Source organism: Mucilaginibacter achroorhodeus (assembly GCF_007846095.1).
Classification (GTDB): Bacteria; Bacteroidota; Bacteroidia; order Sphingobacteriales; family Sphingobacteriaceae; genus Mucilaginibacter; species Mucilaginibacter achroorhodeus.
In genome coordinates this window covers 443,965-461,906 of sequence record NZ_VOEI01000001.1, presented here as the reverse complement: position 1 = coordinate 461,906, position 17,942 = coordinate 443,965, and the positions used below count along the sequence as shown (strand labels likewise).

The 17,942-nt window shown below is 42.4% G+C and carries 15 protein-coding genes and 5 tRNA genes; all 20 read left to right on the top strand.

Annotated elements, in window-relative coordinates:
- Positions 1–11: 11 nt before the first annotated feature.
- The 20 genes from FPZ42_RS02140 (at position 12) to fcl (ending at position 17,927) form a co-directional block, all read left to right on the top strand.
- A complete protein-coding gene (locus FPZ42_RS02140) occupies positions 12–707 on the top strand; it encodes a carboxypeptidase-like regulatory domain-containing protein (protein WP_146268844.1) in 696 nt (231 codons plus the stop codon).
- A 481-nt stretch (positions 708–1,188) separates the two neighbouring features.
- Positions 1,189–1,380: a 30S ribosomal protein S21 gene (gene rpsU / locus FPZ42_RS02135; RefSeq protein WP_022833144.1), complete on the top strand. Its 192-nt coding sequence runs from the start codon at positions 1,189–1,191 to the stop codon at positions 1,378–1,380.
- A 93-nt stretch (positions 1,381–1,473) separates the two neighbouring features.
- Entirely contained in the window at positions 1,474–2,385 is a 912-nt protein-coding gene (locus FPZ42_RS02130) for a tyrosine-type recombinase/integrase (protein WP_146268843.1), read from the top strand.
- Between the two features lie 12 nt (positions 2,386–2,397).
- Positions 2,398–2,745, top strand: coding sequence for a ribosome hibernation-promoting factor, HPF/YfiA family (gene hpf / locus FPZ42_RS02125; protein WP_146268842.1), 348 nt, complete (start codon positions 2,398–2,400; stop codon positions 2,743–2,745).
- 233 nt (positions 2,746–2,978) lie between these two features.
- A tRNA-Thr gene (locus FPZ42_RS02120) sits at positions 2,979–3,051 on the top strand.
- Between the two features lie 66 nt (positions 3,052–3,117).
- A tRNA-Tyr gene (locus FPZ42_RS02115) sits at positions 3,118–3,198 on the top strand.
- Between the two features lie 82 nt (positions 3,199–3,280).
- A tRNA-Gly gene (locus FPZ42_RS02110) sits at positions 3,281–3,353 on the top strand.
- 90 nt (positions 3,354–3,443) lie between these two features.
- Positions 3,444–3,515 (top strand) — tRNA-Thr (locus tag FPZ42_RS02105).
- 59 nt (positions 3,516–3,574) lie between these two features.
- A complete protein-coding gene (tuf, locus tag FPZ42_RS02100; RefSeq protein ID WP_146268841.1) occupies positions 3,575–4,762 on the top strand; it encodes an elongation factor Tu in 1,188 nt (395 codons plus the stop codon).
- Between the two features lie 125 nt (positions 4,763–4,887).
- Positions 4,888–4,958: transfer RNA gene (locus FPZ42_RS02095), tRNA-Trp, on the top strand.
- 19 nt (positions 4,959–4,977) lie between these two features.
- Complete coding sequence (secE, locus tag FPZ42_RS02090) at positions 4,978–5,172, top strand: preprotein translocase subunit SecE (RefSeq protein ID WP_146268840.1); 195 nt, start codon at positions 4,978–4,980, stop codon at positions 5,170–5,172.
- Between the two features lie 14 nt (positions 5,173–5,186).
- A complete protein-coding gene (nusG, locus tag FPZ42_RS02085; protein WP_117390962.1) occupies positions 5,187–5,729 on the top strand; it encodes a transcription termination/antitermination protein NusG in 543 nt (180 codons plus the stop codon).
- 196 nt (positions 5,730–5,925) lie between these two features.
- Positions 5,926–6,369: a 50S ribosomal protein L11 gene (gene rplK / locus FPZ42_RS02080; protein WP_146268839.1), complete on the top strand. Its 444-nt coding sequence runs from the start codon at positions 5,926–5,928 to the stop codon at positions 6,367–6,369.
- A gap of 23 nt (positions 6,370–6,392) precedes the next feature.
- The gene (rplA, locus tag FPZ42_RS02075; RefSeq protein ID WP_146268838.1) at positions 6,393–7,091 is read left to right on the top strand and encodes a 50S ribosomal protein L1; all 699 of its coding nucleotides are present in this window, start codon (positions 6,393–6,395) and stop codon (positions 7,089–7,091) included.
- Between the two features lie 2 nt (positions 7,092–7,093).
- On the top strand, positions 7,094–7,612 hold the full coding sequence (rplJ, locus tag FPZ42_RS02070) for a 50S ribosomal protein L10 (RefSeq protein WP_146268837.1): 519 nt from the start codon (positions 7,094–7,096) through the stop codon (positions 7,610–7,612).
- 66 nt (positions 7,613–7,678) lie between these two features.
- On the top strand, positions 7,679–8,062 hold the full coding sequence (gene rplL / locus FPZ42_RS02065; RefSeq protein WP_095703543.1) for a 50S ribosomal protein L7/L12: 384 nt from the start codon (positions 7,679–7,681) through the stop codon (positions 8,060–8,062).
- A gap of 192 nt (positions 8,063–8,254) precedes the next feature.
- Positions 8,255–12,058: a DNA-directed RNA polymerase subunit beta gene (gene rpoB, locus FPZ42_RS02060; RefSeq protein WP_146268836.1), complete on the top strand. Its 3,804-nt coding sequence runs from the start codon at positions 8,255–8,257 to the stop codon at positions 12,056–12,058.
- Between the two features lie 148 nt (positions 12,059–12,206).
- The gene (gene rpoC, locus FPZ42_RS02055; protein WP_146268835.1) at positions 12,207–16,496 is read left to right on the top strand and encodes a DNA-directed RNA polymerase subunit beta'; all 4,290 of its coding nucleotides are present in this window, start codon (positions 12,207–12,209) and stop codon (positions 16,494–16,496) included.
- Positions 16,497–16,571: 75 nt separating this feature from the next.
- Positions 16,572–16,883, top strand: coding sequence for a DUF3467 domain-containing protein (locus tag FPZ42_RS02050; RefSeq protein WP_146268834.1), 312 nt, complete (start codon positions 16,572–16,574; stop codon positions 16,881–16,883).
- Positions 16,884–16,994: 111 nt separating this feature from the next.
- Positions 16,995–17,927 carry a GDP-L-fucose synthase gene (gene fcl / locus FPZ42_RS02045; RefSeq protein WP_146268833.1) on the top strand — a complete coding sequence of 311 codons (933 nt, stop codon included), beginning with the start codon at positions 16,995–16,997 and terminating at the stop codon, positions 17,925–17,927.
- Positions 17,928–17,942: the final 15 nt, after the last annotated feature.

The following is a 17,942-nucleotide window of genomic DNA, read 5'->3' as shown; positions in this document are numbered from 1 at the left end:
TATTTAAAGCCATGAAGAAGATATTATTCCTTGCCGCAGCTCTTATTGTATTTGTGCAGATGGCTAAAGCCCAAAACACCCTTAAAGGAACTGTTTATGAAGCAGGCCGTGGTACCCGTCTTGATAACGTTTTTATCAGGGACAACAATACCAAACAGGTGAGTATCACAGATAAGAACGGGAATTTCGATATCAAGACAGCAACAGGCCATACCCTGATCTTTAATTCTCCCGGATATACTGCCGATACATTGTATGTGATAGATATGAGGCCAAAACGCATTGAGATGGCTTCTCAGATGATAAGATTGAGCGAGGTTAATGTAACCGCTACACGTGCACCATTTAATCCGAGGCTTGAGTACCCGGAGGTTTACGAGAAAAGTAAGGTATATGTGTTATCGCCCTCAACATGGTTTAGCGGCGAGGGCAAGCGCGCCCGCAGGCTTAAAAAATATTTCCAGACCGAAGCCGAACAACGTGCCATCGACGATGCTTTTAGTCCGGCTTACGTGGGTAGCATAGTGCCGCTTAAAGGTGTTGAACTTGAAAACTTCATGACCATGTTCCGCCCAAGTTATAAGTTCCTGCGCAGCAACGATAGACAGTCAATGGCTGTTTACATTAATGATAGCTACAAGAAATTTATGGCAATGCCGGCTGACAAGCGTGCACCACAAGGCCTTAAGACCACGGCGGCTGATTGATTTAAGTCTGTCATGGTGAGCTTGTCGAACCACTTTTCGCTTCAATAGGTCTTCGACGGGCTCAGACTGACACTTTGATTATTTATTGTCATGGTGAGCCTGTCGAACCACTCTTCGCTTCAACAGGTCTTCAACAGGCTCAGACTGACACTCTACTTGAGTCATGGTGAGCTTGTCGAACCACTTTTTGCTTCAATAGCTCTTCGACAAGATAACACTGACACTTTGATCATTTTTGTTATTGTCATGGTGAGCTTGTCGAACCACTTTTCGCTTTTATACGTTTCAAAAAGCTCAGACTGATAATCCATTTGAGTCATGGTAAGCCTGTCGAACCACACTCTTCACTTGATGAAGTCTTCGACAAGCTCAGACTGACAGCGGGATTATTTTGCTTCCGTCAAAAAATATAAAATATTGTATTTCAATATTAAAAACATTTTTCTACCTTTGACGTCCCTGAAAGGAGGTATTTGGGATTATGATCATTATCAACGTAAAAGACGGAGAATCATTAGATAAAGCATTAAAACGCTTTAAAAAGAAATTTGAGAAAACTGGTGTCTTAAGAGAACTACGCAGTCGTCAGGCTTTCGAAAAGAAATCTGTTACTCGCAGGCACGTGGTTAAACACGCTATCTACAAACAAGGTTTAAACCAAGAAACTGTTTAATTCTTTTCATTAGATAAAGAATTTTATAAATTTCTTGTCAGCATAAAAAAACTATTTGTACATTCAATTTACTTGGGTGTTCAAATAGTTTTTATGTTTTTAGCCGATTTCATACAATATATCCGTAACGAAAAAAGGTACTCACCGCATACCGTTACCGCGTATGAAGGCGATCTTCAGCAATTTTTCCAATTTTTGCATCCCGGCGAAGATCTTGCCACCAAACACCCGGCAGAAATAACTTATCATGACATTCGTAACTGGATGGTTAAGCAAATGGACGAAGGTATCAGCCCGCGTTCGGTTAACCGTAAACTGGCTACGCTGCGTAAGTATTTTAAATTTTTACTGCAACGCGGGAAGGTAACTGCAAACCCTACCGCTAAAGTTACAGCGCCTAAAGTAACTAAGAGTTTACCTGTAGTTGTTGAAGCCGATAAAATGACAGCTTTGCTTGATGGCAGGATGGATGATGGCACCGCACCCATATTTAGTAATGACTTTGCCGGTTTACGAGATAAAATGATCATTGAAATGTTGTTTGGTACCGGCATGCGCCTTGCCGAACTTTTAGGGTTAAAGGACGGGGACATAGATACCCGCGAAAAGACCATTAAAGTTTTAGGTAAACGCAACAAACAGAGGATAATACCCCTTAATACCGAACTATTGGCACTTATTGAACGGTATAGAGAGGTTAAGAAAAGTGAAATTTTTAATAACAATTCCTTAACCTTTATCGTTACAAATAAAGGAGCCGCCGCATATCCGGCGTTTATTTATTTAACCGTGCAAAAGTATCTTTCCTACATATCAACACAAGATAAAAAGAGCCCGCACGTGCTTAGGCACACTTTTGCAACCAGCCTTTTAAATAAAGGTGCCGACCTTAATGCAATAAAAGAACTGCTCGGCCATGCAAACTTAAGCGCAACGCAGGTTTACACGCACAATTCTGTTGAGAGACTCAAATCTATTTATAAACAAGCCCATCCAAAGGCATAAAAAGGAGGAAAAATGAAAATTACAGTGCAATCAATTCATTTCACCGCAGATCAGAAATTACTGGACTTTATACAGAAAAAGGCAGATAAGCTGGAGACGTTTTTTGACAAGATAGTAAGCGGAGAAGTTTATTTAAAACTGGAAAATGTAGATGATGAGGCCAACAAGATATCGGAAATAAAGCTGACGCTGCCGGGCTTGCAGATGTTTGCTAAGGAGCAGTGCAAAACCTTTGAAGAGGCTACCGACCTGGCGGTTGAGAGCCTGAGGAAGCAAATTGAGAAATACAAAACAAAAAAATCTATTGCTGCCGAAGCTGCTAAAAAAGCAGCGCTTGTTTCGGAAGAGGATGATTTTTAAGCATATACAGAAACGAAAAATTCGTTATGATCGGCAGGCCAAAAGCCTGCCGATTTTTTTTGTAAAAATATTTTGCAGGGGTTTAATTTTTTGTAGATTTGCAATCCCTTTCGGAGAGGTCTTAAACACACCGCACAAAGCCCAAGGGTGGTTCTTTTAAAAGAGAAATAAAAACATCGCAAATTAATTTGCGCTTCGGTTATTCCGGTAAAACAGGGTAACGGAAATAATAAGCCTCCTTAGCTCAGCTGGTAGAGCAACTGACTTGTAATCAGTAGGTCATTGGTTCGATTCCGATAGGGGGCTCAGTTTATTTCGGAAGTGTGATACTTAGCTTCCAATTGAGTATTGTTATTTCCGAAATTAAACGATGGGGAGGTACCAGAGCGGTCAAATGGGACGGACTGTAAATCCGTTGCTTCGGCTACGAAGGTTCGAATCCTTCTCTCCCCACACAATTCAGTATGCAGTTTTCGGTTTGCAGTAAGCAGTTTATCTGCCAACTGTTAACGGGGAACTGCTAACTGATTTAAAAGCGGAAGTAGCTCAGTTGGTAGAGCGATAGCCTTCCAAGCTATAGGTCGCGAGTTCGAACCTCGTCTTCCGCTCTTTTTAGGTGAGCAGTAGGCAATTAGCAGTTGGCAGTCGATACTTGAAACTGCAAACTGTATACTACAAACTGCAAACTGGAAATAAAAGCCGACGTAGCTCAGGGGTAGAGCACTTCCTTGGTAAGGAAGAGGTCATGGGTTCAAATCCCATTGTTGGCTCAAGTACTTTAAATAGTATTTTATTAAAGAATAAATTAACCTACAAACAAAAATAGATCATGGCAAAAGAAAAATTTGACCGCAGTAAACCGCACTTAAACATCGGTACAATCGGTCACGTTGACCACGGTAAAACAACCCTTACCGCAGCTATCACTAAAGTATTAGCTGACGCTGGTTTATCAGAAGCGCGTTCATTCGATTCAATTGACTCAGCTCCTGAAGAAAAAGAACGTGGTATTACTATCAATACTGCACACGTTGAGTATTCAACTGCTAACCGTCACTACGCACACGTTGACTGTCCGGGTCACGCTGACTATGTGAAAAACATGGTTACAGGTGCTGCTCAGATGGATGGAGCTATCATCGTGGTTGCTGCTACTGATGGTCCTATGCCACAAACTCGCGAGCACATCCTTTTGGCTCGTCAGGTAGGTGTACCTGCACTTGTAGTATTCATGAACAAAGTTGACATGGTTGACGACCCAGAGTTGTTAGAACTTGTTGAGATGGAAGTTCGTGAGTTATTATCATTCTACGAGTTCCCGGGTGATGATATCCCAGTTATCCAAGGTTCTGCTCTTGGTGGCTTAAATGCTGATCCAAAATGGGTTGGTAAAATTATGGAGTTGATGGATGCTGTAGATAGCTACATCCCAATCCCTCCACGTTTGACAGAGCTTCCATTCTTGATGCCAGTTGAGGACGTGTTCTCAATCACTGGTCGTGGTACAGTAGCAACTGGCCGTATCGAGCGTGGTGTAATCAACTCTGGTGATCCTGTAGATATCTTAGGTATGGGTGCTGAGAACTTGAAATCAACCGTAACTGGTGTTGAGATGTTCCGCAAGATCCTTGACCGTGGTGAAGCAGGTGACAACGTAGGTTTATTGTTACGTGGTATTGAGAAAACTGATATCCGCCGTGGTATGGTTATCTGTAAACCAGGTTCAGTAACTCCTCACACAGATTTCAAAGCAGAAGTTTACGTATTATCAAAAGCAGAAGGTGGCCGTCACACTCCATTCTTCAACAAATACCGTCCGCAATTCTATTTCCGTACCACAGACGTAACAGGTGAGATTTCACTTGCTGAAGGTGTAGAAATGGTTATGCCAGGTGATAACGTTACCATCACTGTAAAATTGATTAACGCTATCGCTATGGAAAAAGGTCTTCGTTTCGCTATCCGTGAGGGTGGTAGAACCGTAGGTGCTGGTCAGGTAACTGAAATATTAGCATAATCCAAATACCCTTAAACGGGTAGCTAACGGTTAATTTTTGTGTAAAGTACCGGGGCTATTGTCTCGGTACTTTATTCACAATAAGCAAAACATATAAATTTCTGGTAACACAGAGGTTTACATACACGGGAATAGTTCAATGGTAGAATAGAGGTCTCCAAAACCTTTGATCAGGGTTCGAATCCTTGTTCCCGTGCTTTAAGCGAACAGATAAAATGGCAGGCGTAGCTGAATATATTAAAGAATCATACATCGAGTTGACCGAGAAAGTAACCTGGCCAACCTGGAGAGAACTGCAAAACAGTGCTGTATTGGTATTGGTTGCGGCCTTAATTATTGCCATGGTTATTTTTGGTATGGATCAAATAATCGGCTATTTGCTTAATCAGTTTTATACTTCACTAACCTAATTATAAGTAAATAGATGAGTGATCAATTAAAATGGTACGTAGTTAGGGCTATTAGTGGTAAAGAGAAGAAGGTAAAACAATATATAGATGCGGAAGTAAGCAGGTTGGGTATTACTCATCTTGTACCGCAGGTTTTAATACCTACTGAGAAATATTACCAGATGCGTGATGGAAAGAAGATCGCCAAAGAGCGTAACTACTTTCCGGGTTATGTACTGATGGAAGCAGCGTTGGATGGTGAGCTTGAGCACGTTATCAAGAACATCAATAGCGTTATTGGCTTTTTGGGCGATAAGGCAGGTAATGCCATTCCATTGCGCCAGGCAGAAGTTAACCGCATTTTAGGTAAGGTTGACGAGATGACAACCCAGGCCGAAACAATGAACGTGCCTTATTACGTTGGCGAGAATGTTAAAGTAATGGATGGCCCTTTCAACGGTTTCAGCGGTGTTATTGAAGAGGTTAACGAAGAGAAAAAGAAACTGAAAGTAATGGTGAAGATATTCGGGCGCCGTACGCCGCTTGAATTGAATTACATGCAGGTAGAGAAAGAGTAGACCGAGATACGAGATTTTAGATGTCAGACATCTAAAAGTCATAATGATCCGGTTTAACAATAATATAAAAATATACAGGTTTGTATAGATGGTTAGGAGAGTCTCAAATCTCATGTCTAACATCTCAAATCTAAAGATCTTAAATGTTACTTAGCTTCCACTTACTAACATTGAGTTATAATAAAGTAAATTAAAAATGGCAAAAGAAGTCGGTGCGTTAGTAAAACTACAAGTAAAAGGCGGCGCTGCAAATCCATCTCCACCAATTGGCCCTGCATTGGGTGCAAAAGGTGTAAACATCATGGAGTTTTGCAAGCAGTTTAATGCACGTACCCAGGATCGTCCTGGTAAGGTGTTACCTGTGGTTATTACTGTATACGTAGACAAGTCATTCGATTTTATCATCAAAACCCCACCGGTTGCAATACAACTGTTGGAAGCAACTGGTTTAAAAAGCGGTTCGGCCGAGCCAAACCGTAAAAAAGTTGCCAATGTAAATTGGGAACAAGTTGAAACCATTGCAAAAGATAAAATGACTGATTTGAATGCTTTTACAGTAGAATCAGCCATGAAAATGGTGGCAGGTACTGCCCGCAGTATGGGGATTACCGTTAGCGGTACAGCACCCTGGAACAATTAATTTATACAAATCAGTTTAAGACAGTGGCAAGATTAACAAAAAATCAAAAAGCGGCACTCTCCAAAATTGAGGCGAACAAAACTTACACATTACAAGATGCGTCTGCTTTGGTTAAGGAACTTACCAATACCAAGTTTGATTCATCAGTAGATATTGATGTACGTTTAGGTGTTGACCCACGTAAAGCCAATCAAATGGTACGTGGTATTGCAACCCTTCCTCATGGAACCGGTAAAACTGTACGCGTTTTGGTGCTTTGTACTCCAGATAAGGAACAAGAAGCAAAAGACGCAGGCGCAGATTACGTAGGTTTGGATGATTATATTGCCAAGATTGAAGGCGGTTGGACTGATGTTGATATTATCATCACTATGCCAAGTGTTATGGCTAAAGTAGGACGTTTGGGCCGTGTTTTAGGTCCGCGTAACTTAATGCCTAACCCTAAATCAGGTACAGTTACTCCAGAAGTGGGTAAAGCTGTAACTGAGGTTAAAGGTGGTAAGATCGATTTCAAGGTTGATAAAACCGGTATCATCCACACTTCAATAGGAAAAGCATCTTTCTCTGCTGAGAAAATTTATGAGAATGCATTAGAAGTATTGCAGGTTATCTCTAAATTAAAACCATCAGCAGCAAAGGGCACATATTTCAAGAGTATTCATATATCTTCAACAATGTCGCCAGGAATTACAATTGAAACTAAATCAGTAGCGGGGATCTAATCATGAATAAAGAAGAAAAACACGACCTTGTTCTTGCCCTTACTGAGCAGATTAAAGAGTACGGTAATTTTTACATTACTGATACTGCTGATCTTACGGTTGCAAAAGTAAATTCGATCCGCCGTCAGTGCTTTGAAAACGAGATCACCATGCAGGTTGCTAAAAACAGCTTGATCAAAAAAGCTATGGAAGCTGCAGGTGGCGAGTTTGATGCGATATACGATGTATTAAAAGGTTCATCATCGATCCTTTTCTCTAAATCAGCAACAGCCCCGGCTAAGCTCATCAAGAAGCTGAGAAAAACAGGTGACAAACCGCTTTTAAAAGCAGCTTATATCGACTCAGCAATTTTCATCGGCGACAATCAGTTAGATACCTTAACTAAGCTTAAATCTAAGGAACAACTGATAGGCGAGATCATTGGCTTACTGCAATCACCGGCTAAGAACGTTGTTTCTGCTCTACAATCAGGCGGAAGCATTATTGCAGGTGTTGTAAAAACATTACAAGAAAGAGGTTAATCCAAACACCTTTAAAAGTTTGGACATTAAAAAACAAAGTATTTAAAAGTAAAAATTTAAAATAAAATGGCAGATTTAAAAGCCTTTGCTGAACAGTTGGTTAACTTAACAGTAAAAGAAGTAAACGAGTTAGCTCAAATCTTAAAAGACGAGTATGGCATTGAGCCAGCTGCTGCAGCTGTTGCTGTTGCTGCTCCTGCAGGTGATGGTGGCGATGCTGCTCCTGCTGCTGCTGAGCAAACTGCATTTGACGTGATCCTGAAAGAAGCTGGTGGTCAAAAATTAGCAGTTGTTAAATTAGTAAAAGACTTAACTGGTCTTGGTCTTAAAGAAGCTAAAGATTTAGTAGACGGCGCTCCAAAAGAATTGAAAGCTGGCGTTTCTAAAGAAGAAGCTGAGTCTCTGAAAAAACAATTAGAGGAAGCCGGAGCAGTAGTTGAGGTTAAATAATTTAACCCTCCGCACAAAATAGCATCAGACTCCGACCATTTTTGGTCGGGGTCTATTGCTGTTTATATACGTCGTTATATAAGAGGGTTGTGGTTTGTGGTTCATCCCATCCCTTAAATTACAGTAGCACAGGCTTCTGAGTTACTAAAAGCCGCATACAAAACAGGTTTAATAAATTAAAATTATAACACCTTGGCAAACGATAATAACCAAAGAGTAAACTTTGCAACCAGCAGAAAGGTACTTGAATACCCGGATTTCCTGGATGTACAGTTACAATCTTTCCAGGAATTTTTTCAATTAGAAACTACTTCAGACAACCGCCACAAAGAGGGCTTGTTTAAAGTATTTGCAGAAAACTTTCCTATCTCAGATTCAAGAAACATCTTCGTTTTAGAGTTTCTTGATTATTTTATTGACCCGCCTCGTTATGATATACGCGAGTGTATTGAGCGTGGGTTAACTTACAGTGTGCCATTAAAAGCAAAACTTCGCCTTAGCTGTAACGATGCTGAGCACGAAGATTTTGAAACAATTGTGCAAGACGTATACTTGGGTACCATCCCATATATGACGCCTAAAGGTACATTTGTTATCAATGGTGCCGAGCGTGTGATCGTATCACAGCTGCACCGCTCACCAGGTGTGTTCTTTGGCCAAAGCCGCCACACCAACGGTACAAAATTATACTCTGCCCGTGTTATCCCTTTCAAAGGTTCATGGATAGAGTTTGCTACAGACGTTAACAACGTGATGTATGCATACATTGACCGTAAAAAGAAATTCCCGGTTACAACGCTGCTTCGTGCAATTGGTTATGACTCTGATAAAGATATCCTGGAGTTATTTGAACTTGCAGACGAAGTTAAAGTAAGCAAATCTGGCCTTAAGAAATTTATTGGCCGTAAGCTTGCCGCAAGGGTACTTAAGAAATGGGTTGAAGACTTCGTAGATGAAGATACCGGTGAGGTAGTTTCTATCGACCGTAACGAGATCATCCTTGAGCGCGAGACCGTATTGGAAGATGACCATATCGATATGATCATCGATGCTGGTGTTAAAACCATCATCCTTAACAAGGAAGATGCCTCTACCAGTGGTGATTATACCATTATATACAATACTTTACAAAAAGATACTTCAAACTCAGAGAAAGAAGCGGTTGAGCACATCTACCGCCAGCTGCGTAACGCAGAACCACCTGATGAGGAAACCGCACGCGGTATCATTGACAGGTTATTCTTCTCTGATAAACGATATGACCTGGGTGATGTGGGCCGTTACCGCATTAACCGTAAATTGAAACTGGATACTTCTGACGAGATCAAAGTATTAACCAAGCAGGATATCATCGCGATTGTTAAGTATTTGATCAAACTCATCAACTCAAAAGCTGAGGTGGATGATATTGACCACTTATCAAACCGTCGTGTGCGTACCGTTGGTGAGCAGCTTTACGCTCAGTTTGGTGTAGGTTTAGCGCGTATGGCACGTACCATCCGCGAGCGTATGAACATTCGTGACAACGAGGTGTTCACACCTACCGACCTGATCAACGCGCGTACACTGTCATCAGTTATCAACTCGTTCTTCGGTACCAACCAGCTTTCACAGTTCATGGACCAAACCAATCCACTGGCAGAGATCACGCACAAGCGTCGTCTGTCAGCCCTTGGGCCAGGTGGTCTGTCACGTGAGCGTGCAGGTTTCGAGGTTCGTGACGTTCACTATACCCACTATGGTAGGTTGTGTACCATTGAAACACCGGAAGGGCCGAACATCGGTTTGATCTCTTCTTTGTGTGTACACGCTAAGATCAACAACTTAGGCTTTATCGAAACACCGTACAAACGTGTTGTTGATGGCAAAGTACAAGTTGATGAGCCGGTTATTTACCTGTCTGCAGAAGATGAAGATGGTAAAACCATTGGCCAGGCAAACGCAGTATATGATGATAAAGGTGAATTTGCTACTCCGCGTGTAAAAGCACGTTACGAGGGCGACTTCCCGGTAATTGAGCCGGAAAGACTGGATCTGATGGACATTGCTCCAAACCAGATCACGTCTATCGCTGCATCTTTAATTCCGTTCTTAGAGCATGATGACGCAAACCGTGCATTGATGGGATCAAACATGCAACGCCAGGCCGTGCCGCTTTTACGCCCTGAGGCGCCAATTGTAGGTACTGGTTTGGAAGGCCGTGTAGCAAAAGACTCTCGTACCCTTATCAATGCCGAAGGCAATGGTGTGGTTGAGTATGTTGATGCTAACCAGATCACTATTAAATATGACCGTAATGAGCTTGACCGTTTAATATCATTTGACGGTGATAGCAAAACTTACTTGCTAACCAAGTTTAAGAAAACCAACCAAAGCACTACCATCAACCTTAAGCCAATTGTTAAAAAAGGCCAGCGGGTTGAAAAAGGACAGGTACTTTGTGAAGGTTATGCAACGCAGAATGGTGAGCTTGCTCTTGGCCGTAACCTTAAAGTGGCATTCATGCCTTGGCAAGGTTATAACTTTGAGGATGCTATCGTTATATCTGAGCGCGTAGTGTCTCAGGATATATTCACTTCAATTCACGTTGAAGAGTTTGAACTTGAAGTACGTGATACTAAACGCGGTGAAGAGGAACTGACACCTGATATCCCTAACGTATCTGAAGAAGCTACAAAAGACCTTGATGAGAACGGTATCATCCGTATCGGTGCCGAGGTTAAAGAAGGCGATATCCTTATCGGTAAGATTACCCCTAAAGGTGAGTCAGATCCTTCACCGGAAGAGAAACTGTTACGTGCCATATTTGGTGACAAAGCAGGCGACGTTAAGGATGCATCATTAAAAACTCCGCCTTCAATTGCGGGTGTTGTTATTGATACCAAACTTTTCAGCCGTGCTAAAAAGACCACCAAATCTGAAGAGAAAGCACAAATTGAGAAACTTGATGCTAAACACGAAAAAGCGATCAGAGAACTTAAAGCTACTTTAGTTGATAAGTTGTTTGAGATAGTTAACGGTAAAACATCACAAGGTGTTTACAACGTTTACAAAGAGCTTTACGTAGCTAAAGGTGTTAAGTTCACTCAAAAAATACTTGCCGAATTAAACTACGAGAACATCAATCCAACTAAATGGACAACTGATGACGACAAGAACGACCAGATAAAAACGTTACTTCATAACTACGGTATTAAAGTTAACGAAGAACTGGGTGCTTACCGTCGTGATAAGTTTGCTATCAGCGTGGGTGATGAGCTGCCATCAGGTATTGTACAGATGGCTAAGGTTTACATCGCTAAGAAACGTAAACTTAAAGTAGGTGATAAGATGGCGGGCCGCCACGGTAACAAAGGTATTGTTGCACGTATTGTACGTGACGAGGATATGCCTTTCTTAGAAGATGGTACCCCGGTTGATATTGTGTTGAACCCACTTGGTGTACCTTCACGTATGAACCTTGGTCAGATCTATGAGACCGTATTAGGTTGGGCCGGTAAAGAGCTGGGTATGAAATTCGCTACGCCTATTTTCGATGGTGCAAGCCACAGCGAGGTAGAAGAGTGGATAAGCAAAGCTAAATTACCGGAATCTGGCCGTACTTACTTGTACAACGGCTTAACCGGCGATCGTTTTGACCAGCAAACTACTGTAGGTATTATCTACATGCTTAAACTGGGCCACATGGTTGATGATAAGATGCACGCCCGTTCTATCGGTCCGTACTCGCTTATCACACAACAGCCGCTGGGTGGTAAAGCTCAGTTCGGTGGTCAGCGTTTTGGTGAGATGGAGGTTTGGGCATTGGAGGCATTCGGTGCAGCAAACATTCTACAGGAGATACTTACCGTTAAGTCGGATGATGTCATCGGCCGTGCCAAAACATACGAAGCTATTGTTAAAGGCGAGAACCTGCCAACACCATCAGTGCCAGAATCATTCAACGTATTGGTTCACGAGCTAAGAGGTTTAGGTTTGGATATCACCTTGGAATAAGGTAAAAGGGTAAAGGTGAAAGGTATAAGCTTTAGCTACACTTTTCACCATTTACAAAACATTATAAAAAAGGAAGAGGATATAGGGTGATAGGTTTTAAAAGCCTTTCGCCTTTTACCTTTCACCTTTCACCTTCAAAAAAAGAGCTATGTCTTACAAAAAGGATAATAAAATCAAAAGTAACTTCACCACCATTACCATCAGTTTGGCCTCTCCGGAGTCTATCCTGGAGCGTTCGAGCGGTGAGGTTTTAAAGCCGGAGACCATTAACTACCGTACTTACAAACCTGAGCGTGATGGTTTGTTCTGCGAGCGTATTTTTGGTCCGGTTAAAGATTATGAATGTCATTGCGGTAAATACAAACGTATCCGTTACAAGGGTATAGTGTGTGACCGTTGTGGTGTTGAAGTAACTGAGAAAAAGGTTCGTCGCGAGCGTATGGGCCACATCAATCTGGTGGTTCCGGTTGCGCACATCTGGTATTTCCGCTCGTTGCCAAACAAAATTGGTTACCTGCTGGGCTTACCAACCAAAAAGCTCGACCTGATCATTTATTATGAAAGATATGTAGTTATACAGCCGGGTGTTAAAGAATCTGACGGGATCTCTAAAATGGATTTCCTTACAGAAGAAGAATACCTGGATATCCTGGATACTTTACCAAAAGAAAACCAGTACCTGGATGACAAAGACCCACAAAAATTTGTGGCTAAAATGGGTGCCGAAGCGCTTGAGGAATTGTTAAGACGCATCAATTTAGATGAGCTTTCATACAACCTGCGCCACCAGGCAGCTAACGAAACTTCGCAGCAACGTAAAAACGAGGCGTTAAAACGTCTTCAGGTTGTTGAGGCTTTCCGTGGTTCAAAAACACGTATCGAGAATAACCCTGAGTGGATGATCGTTAAGATCGTTCCGGTTATACCTCCTGAGTTACGCCCGTTAGTACCATTGGAAGGTGGCCGTTTCGCTACTTCCGATCTAAACGACCTTTACCGCCGTGTAATTATTCGTAACAACCGTTTAAAACGTTTGATCGAGATAAAAGCACCGGAAGTAATTTTACGTAACGAGAAACGTATGCTGCAGGAAGCTGTAGATTCGTTATTTGATAACTCACGTAAAGTTAACGCAGTTAAAACTGAAGGTAACCGTGCTTTGAAATCACTTTCAGATATCCTGAAAGGTAAACAAGGCCGTTTCCGTCAGAACCTTTTGGGTAAACGTGTTGACTACTCTGCACGTTCGGTAATTGTTGTAGGTCCTAACCTTAAACTGCACGAGTGTGGTTTACCAAAGGATATGGCTGCCGAGCTGTTTAAACCGTTTATCATCCGCAAAATGATTGAGCGCGGTGTGGTTAAAACAGTAAAATCTGCCAAAAAGATAGTTGACCGTAAAGACCCATTAGTTTGGGATATTTTGGAGAACGTACTTAAAGGCCACCCTGTATTGCTAAACCGTGCGCCTACGCTGCACAGGTTAGGTATCCAGGCGTTTCAGCCTAAACTGGTTGAAGGTAAGGCTATCCAGCTGCACCCATTAACCTGTACCGCGTTCAACGCCGACTTTGACGGTGACCAGATGGCTGTGCACGTACCGCTTGGTAACGCAGCAATTTTGGAAGCCCAGGTATTAATGCTTGCATCGCACAACATCCTTAACCCGGCAAATGGTACACCAATTACGGTACCATCTCAGGACATGGTGCTTGGTTTGTACTACATAACCAAAGGCCGTAAAACTGATGAGACCCGTGTTGTTAAAGGTCAGGATCTGTCTTTCTACTCTGCAGAAGAGGTGATCATCGCTTACAACGAGAAGAAAATTGACCTGCACGCCTTTATTAAAGTAAAAGGCCGTGTTAAAGAGCGCGATGGCAGCATCGTTACTAAATTGATTGAAACTACCGTAGGCCGAGTGTTATTTAACCAGCACGTACCAGAAGAGGTAGGTTATATAAATGAGTTGTTAACCAAAAAATCACTACGTGATATTATTGGTGAGGTAGTGAAAACTACCGGTATGGCACGCGCAGCACAGTTCCTGGATGATATCAAGGAATTAGGCTTCCAGATGGCATTCCGTGGTGGTCTTTCATTTAACCTTAAAGACATCAACATCCCGGAACAAAAAGTTAAACTGATCGACCAGGCTTCAAAAGAAGTTGAGGAAGTGATGAATAACTATAACATGGGTTTCATTACCAACAATGAGCGTTACAACCAGATCATCGATATCTGGACACGTATCAACAATCGCTTAACTGCGAATGTAATGGATATCCTGAGCAACGATAACCAGGGCTTCAACTCTGTTTACATGATGCTTGACTCTGGTGCACGTGGTTCTAAAGAGCAGATCCGTCAGCTTGCAGGTATGCGTGGTTTGATGGCTAAGCCGCAAAAATCAGGTTCAGGTGGTGAGATCATTGAAAACCCTATCCTTTCAAACTTTAAAGAAGGTTTGTCGGTATTGGAGTACTTTATTTCTACCCACGGTGCGCGTAAAGGTTTGGCGGATACGGCGTTGAAGACAGCGGATGCTGGTTACTTAACCCGTCGTTTACATGACGTAGCACAGGATATGATCGTAGGTGAGGTTGATTGTGGTACACTACGTGGTATCTACACAACTGCACTAAAAGATAACGAGGATATTGTTGAGCCATTATACGATCGTATTTTGGGCCGTACAACCCTGCATGATGTTCATGACCCTATCACCAATGAGCTTTTAGTAGCTGCCGGTGAAGATATCACTGAAGAGATCGCTAAGAAAATAGAGAACTCTCCGCTTGAGGGTGTTGAAATACGTTCAGTGTTAACTTGCGAAAGCAAGCGTGGTGTGTGTTCATTATGTTATGGCCGTAACCTTGCAAGCGGTAAACGCGTGCAAATGGGCGAGGCTGTAGGTGTAATTGCTGCACAGTCTATCGGTGAGCCGGGTACACAGTTAACACTTCGTACCTTCCACGTGGGTGGTACTGCATCAAACATCGCGGCTGAATCACAGATCAACGCTAAATTTGATGGTGTTATCGAGTTTGAAAACGTACGTACCGTTAGTTACGAAACTGCCGAAGATGGCGCTGTTGATGTGGTATTAGGCCGTTCTGGCGAGTTCCGTATCATTGAGGCAGGTACCAACAAGGTAATTGTAACCAACAACATACCTTACGGTTCATACCTGTACATTAAAGACGGTGCAACCGTTACCAAAGGCGACCGTATCTGTTCATGGGATCCGTACAACGCGGTAATTATATCTGAGTTTGCAGGTATCGCTCAGTTTGAGTCGGTATTAGAAGGTGTTACTTTCCGTGAGGAAAGCGACGAGCAAACAGGTCACCGCGAAAAAGTAATTATAGATACACGCGACAAAACCAAGAACCCTGCTATCCAGATAGTAGATAATAAAGGTAATGTTGTTAAAGGCTACAACATCCCGGTAGGTGCCCACATTTCTGTAGATGAAGGCGACAAACTGCAAACCGGACAAGTTATTGCTAAAATTCCTCGTTCAACCGGTAAAACGCGAGATATTACGGGTGGTCTTCCACGTGTAACCGAGTTATTTGAAGCACGTAACCCATCTAACCCTGCAGTTGTAACTGAGATCGATGGTGTGGTAACTTTAGGTGGTGTTAAACGTGGTAACCGCGAGATAACCATTGAAAGTAAAGACGGACAGGTTAAAAAATACCTTGTACCATTGTCTAAACACATCCTTGTACAGGATAATGACTTTGTTAAAGCTGGTATGCCATTATCTGATGGTTCTATCTCTCCGGCAGATATCCTTGCAATTAAAGGCCCTGCTGCCGTGCAAGAGTACCTGGTAAACGGTATACAAGAGGTTTACCGCTTACAGGGTGTGAAGATCAACGATAAACACTTTGAGGTTATCGTTCACCAGATGATGCAGAAAGTAGCTATTGAGGATGCAGGTGATACCCGTTTCCTTGAAAGAGAAGCTGTTGACAGCTGGGATTTCATGATGGAGAACGACGACATCTACGACAAGAAAGTTGTTGTTGAGCCTGGTGATTCTACAAACCTGAAAGCTGGTCAGATCATTTCATTGCGTAAACTGAGAGACGAAAACTCAATGTTGAAACGCCGTGATATGAAACTGGTTGAGGTAAGGGACGCAATCCCTGCAACTTCAAGCCCAATGCTTCAAGGTATCACAAGGGCATCGTTAGGTACCAAATCGTTCATCTCTGCGGCATCGTTCCAGGAAACTACAAAAGTACTGAACGAAGCAGCTATCGCCGGTAAACGCGATAACATGCTTGGCCTGAAAGAGAACGTTATTGTAGGTCACTTGATCCCGTCAGGAACCGGTATGCGCGATTATGAAAATATCCGCGTAGGTTCTCAGGAAGAGTTTGACCGCTTAATGGCCTCTAAAACTGAGGAAGTAGAAGCTTAATCAGATTTTTTAAATACTTTAGCAAAGCCTTCTGTGCAAACGGAAGGCTTTGCTTTTTTTAACTACTTTTGCGCTATGGAAGAACAGAACGAAAACCAAATCAGCATTGAACTAAGCGAAGAAATGGCCGAGGGTATCTACTCAAACCTGGCTATTATTACGCACTCAAGCTCAGAGTTTGTTGTCGATTTTATCCGTGTAATGCCGGGTGTTCCAAAAGCCAAGGTTAAATCGCGCGTGGTACTAACTCCAGAACATGCAAAAAGATTAGTTGGAGCATTGCAAGATAACATAGACCGCTTTGAAGAGGCCCACGGCCGTATCAAGATCCAAAATGATCCGCCGGCATTCCCCATGAATTTCGGCGGCACAATGGGGCAGGCATAATAGTTCATTAGTTAACTTATTCAATGGTTTATTAAGGTAAAGTTAGAGATATAGCACTTGCCATTATGCCACCAACGAACTAATGAGCTAATGAACCAATGAACTTTAAAAATGAACAAAGATTCTAAAATATTTATAGCGGGCCATCGTGGTATGGTGGGTTCTGCAATCATGCGTAAACTGCAGCACGAAGGTTTTACTGATCTGATAACGCGCACTTCATCGGAACTTGATCTCCGTAACCAACAGGCAGTAGCTGATTTTTTCGCCACCGAAAAGCCGAAGTATGTATTCTTGGCAGCTGCTAAAGTGGGAGGTATAGTAGCCAATAACACTTACCGTGCAGAATTTCTTTATGATAACCTGCAGATCCAAAATAATATCATCAACTCGTCGCATGTTAATGGCGTTAAAAAACTGATGTTTTTGGGTTCGAGCTGTATCTACCCTAAGATGGCGCCACAACCGCTGCACGAGGATGCATTGCTTACGGGTTTGTTAGAACCAACTAACGAGCCCTATGCCATTGCCAAGATCTCTGGCATTAAAATGTGCGATGCCTACCGTGCGCAGTATGGCTGTAATTTTATCTCGGTAATGCCTACTAACCTTTACGGTTATAATGATAATTACCATCCGCAAAACTCGCATGTGCTGCCGGCGTTGATCCGCCGTTTTCATGAAGCGAAGGAGCAAGGCGCCCCAAGTGTTACCATATGGGGCAGCGGTTCGCCTTTAAGGGAATTTTTATTTGCTGATGATTTGGCAGAGGCCTGCTACTATTTAATGCAAAATTATGATGAAGCAGGATTCATCAACATCGGTAGTGGTAAAGAGATCTCCATAAAAGACCTCGCTATGTTAATAAAAGATATTGTGGGCTATAACGGCACACTTGAATTTGATACCACTAAACCGGATGGTACTCCACGTAAATTAATGGATGTTTCTAAGCTGGCCGAAAAAGGCTGGTCCTATAAAACCGAACTGGCTGATGGTATTAAATTGGCCTACGCTGATTTTTTGAATAAATACAAAGGTTAAAGCTTCTTTAGAAAC

Excerpts from the sequence above, each read along its gene's own strand:
- rpoC (WP_146268835.1), top strand. The coding sequence starts at position 12,207 with ATGTCTTACAAAAAGGATAATAAAATCAAAAGTAACTTCACCACCATT.
- rpsU (WP_022833144.1), top strand. The coding sequence starts at position 1,189 with ATGATCATTATCAACGTAAAAGACGGAGAATCATTAGATAAAGCATTA.
- rplK (WP_146268839.1), top strand. The coding sequence starts at position 5,926 with ATGGCAAAAGAAGTCGGTGCGTTAGTAAAACTACAAGTAAAAGGCGGC.
- fcl (WP_146268833.1), top strand. The coding sequence starts at position 16,995 with ATGAACAAAGATTCTAAAATATTTATAGCGGGCCATCGTGGTATGGTG.
- FPZ42_RS02130 (WP_146268843.1), top strand. The coding sequence starts at position 1,474 with ATGTTTTTAGCCGATTTCATACAATATATCCGTAACGAAAAAAGGTAC.
- rplL (WP_095703543.1), top strand. The coding sequence starts at position 7,679 with ATGGCAGATTTAAAAGCCTTTGCTGAACAGTTGGTTAACTTAACAGTA.
- rplJ (WP_146268837.1), top strand. The coding sequence starts at position 7,094 with ATGAATAAAGAAGAAAAACACGACCTTGTTCTTGCCCTTACTGAGCAG.
- secE (WP_146268840.1), top strand. The coding sequence starts at position 4,978 with ATGGCAGGCGTAGCTGAATATATTAAAGAATCATACATCGAGTTGACC.
- nusG (WP_117390962.1), top strand. The coding sequence starts at position 5,187 with ATGAGTGATCAATTAAAATGGTACGTAGTTAGGGCTATTAGTGGTAAA.
- FPZ42_RS02050 (WP_146268834.1), top strand. The coding sequence starts at position 16,572 with ATGGAAGAACAGAACGAAAACCAAATCAGCATTGAACTAAGCGAAGAA.
- FPZ42_RS02140 (WP_146268844.1), top strand. The coding sequence starts at position 12 with ATGAAGAAGATATTATTCCTTGCCGCAGCTCTTATTGTATTTGTGCAG.
- hpf (WP_146268842.1), top strand. The coding sequence starts at position 2,398 with ATGAAAATTACAGTGCAATCAATTCATTTCACCGCAGATCAGAAATTA.
- tuf (WP_146268841.1), top strand. The coding sequence starts at position 3,575 with ATGGCAAAAGAAAAATTTGACCGCAGTAAACCGCACTTAAACATCGGT.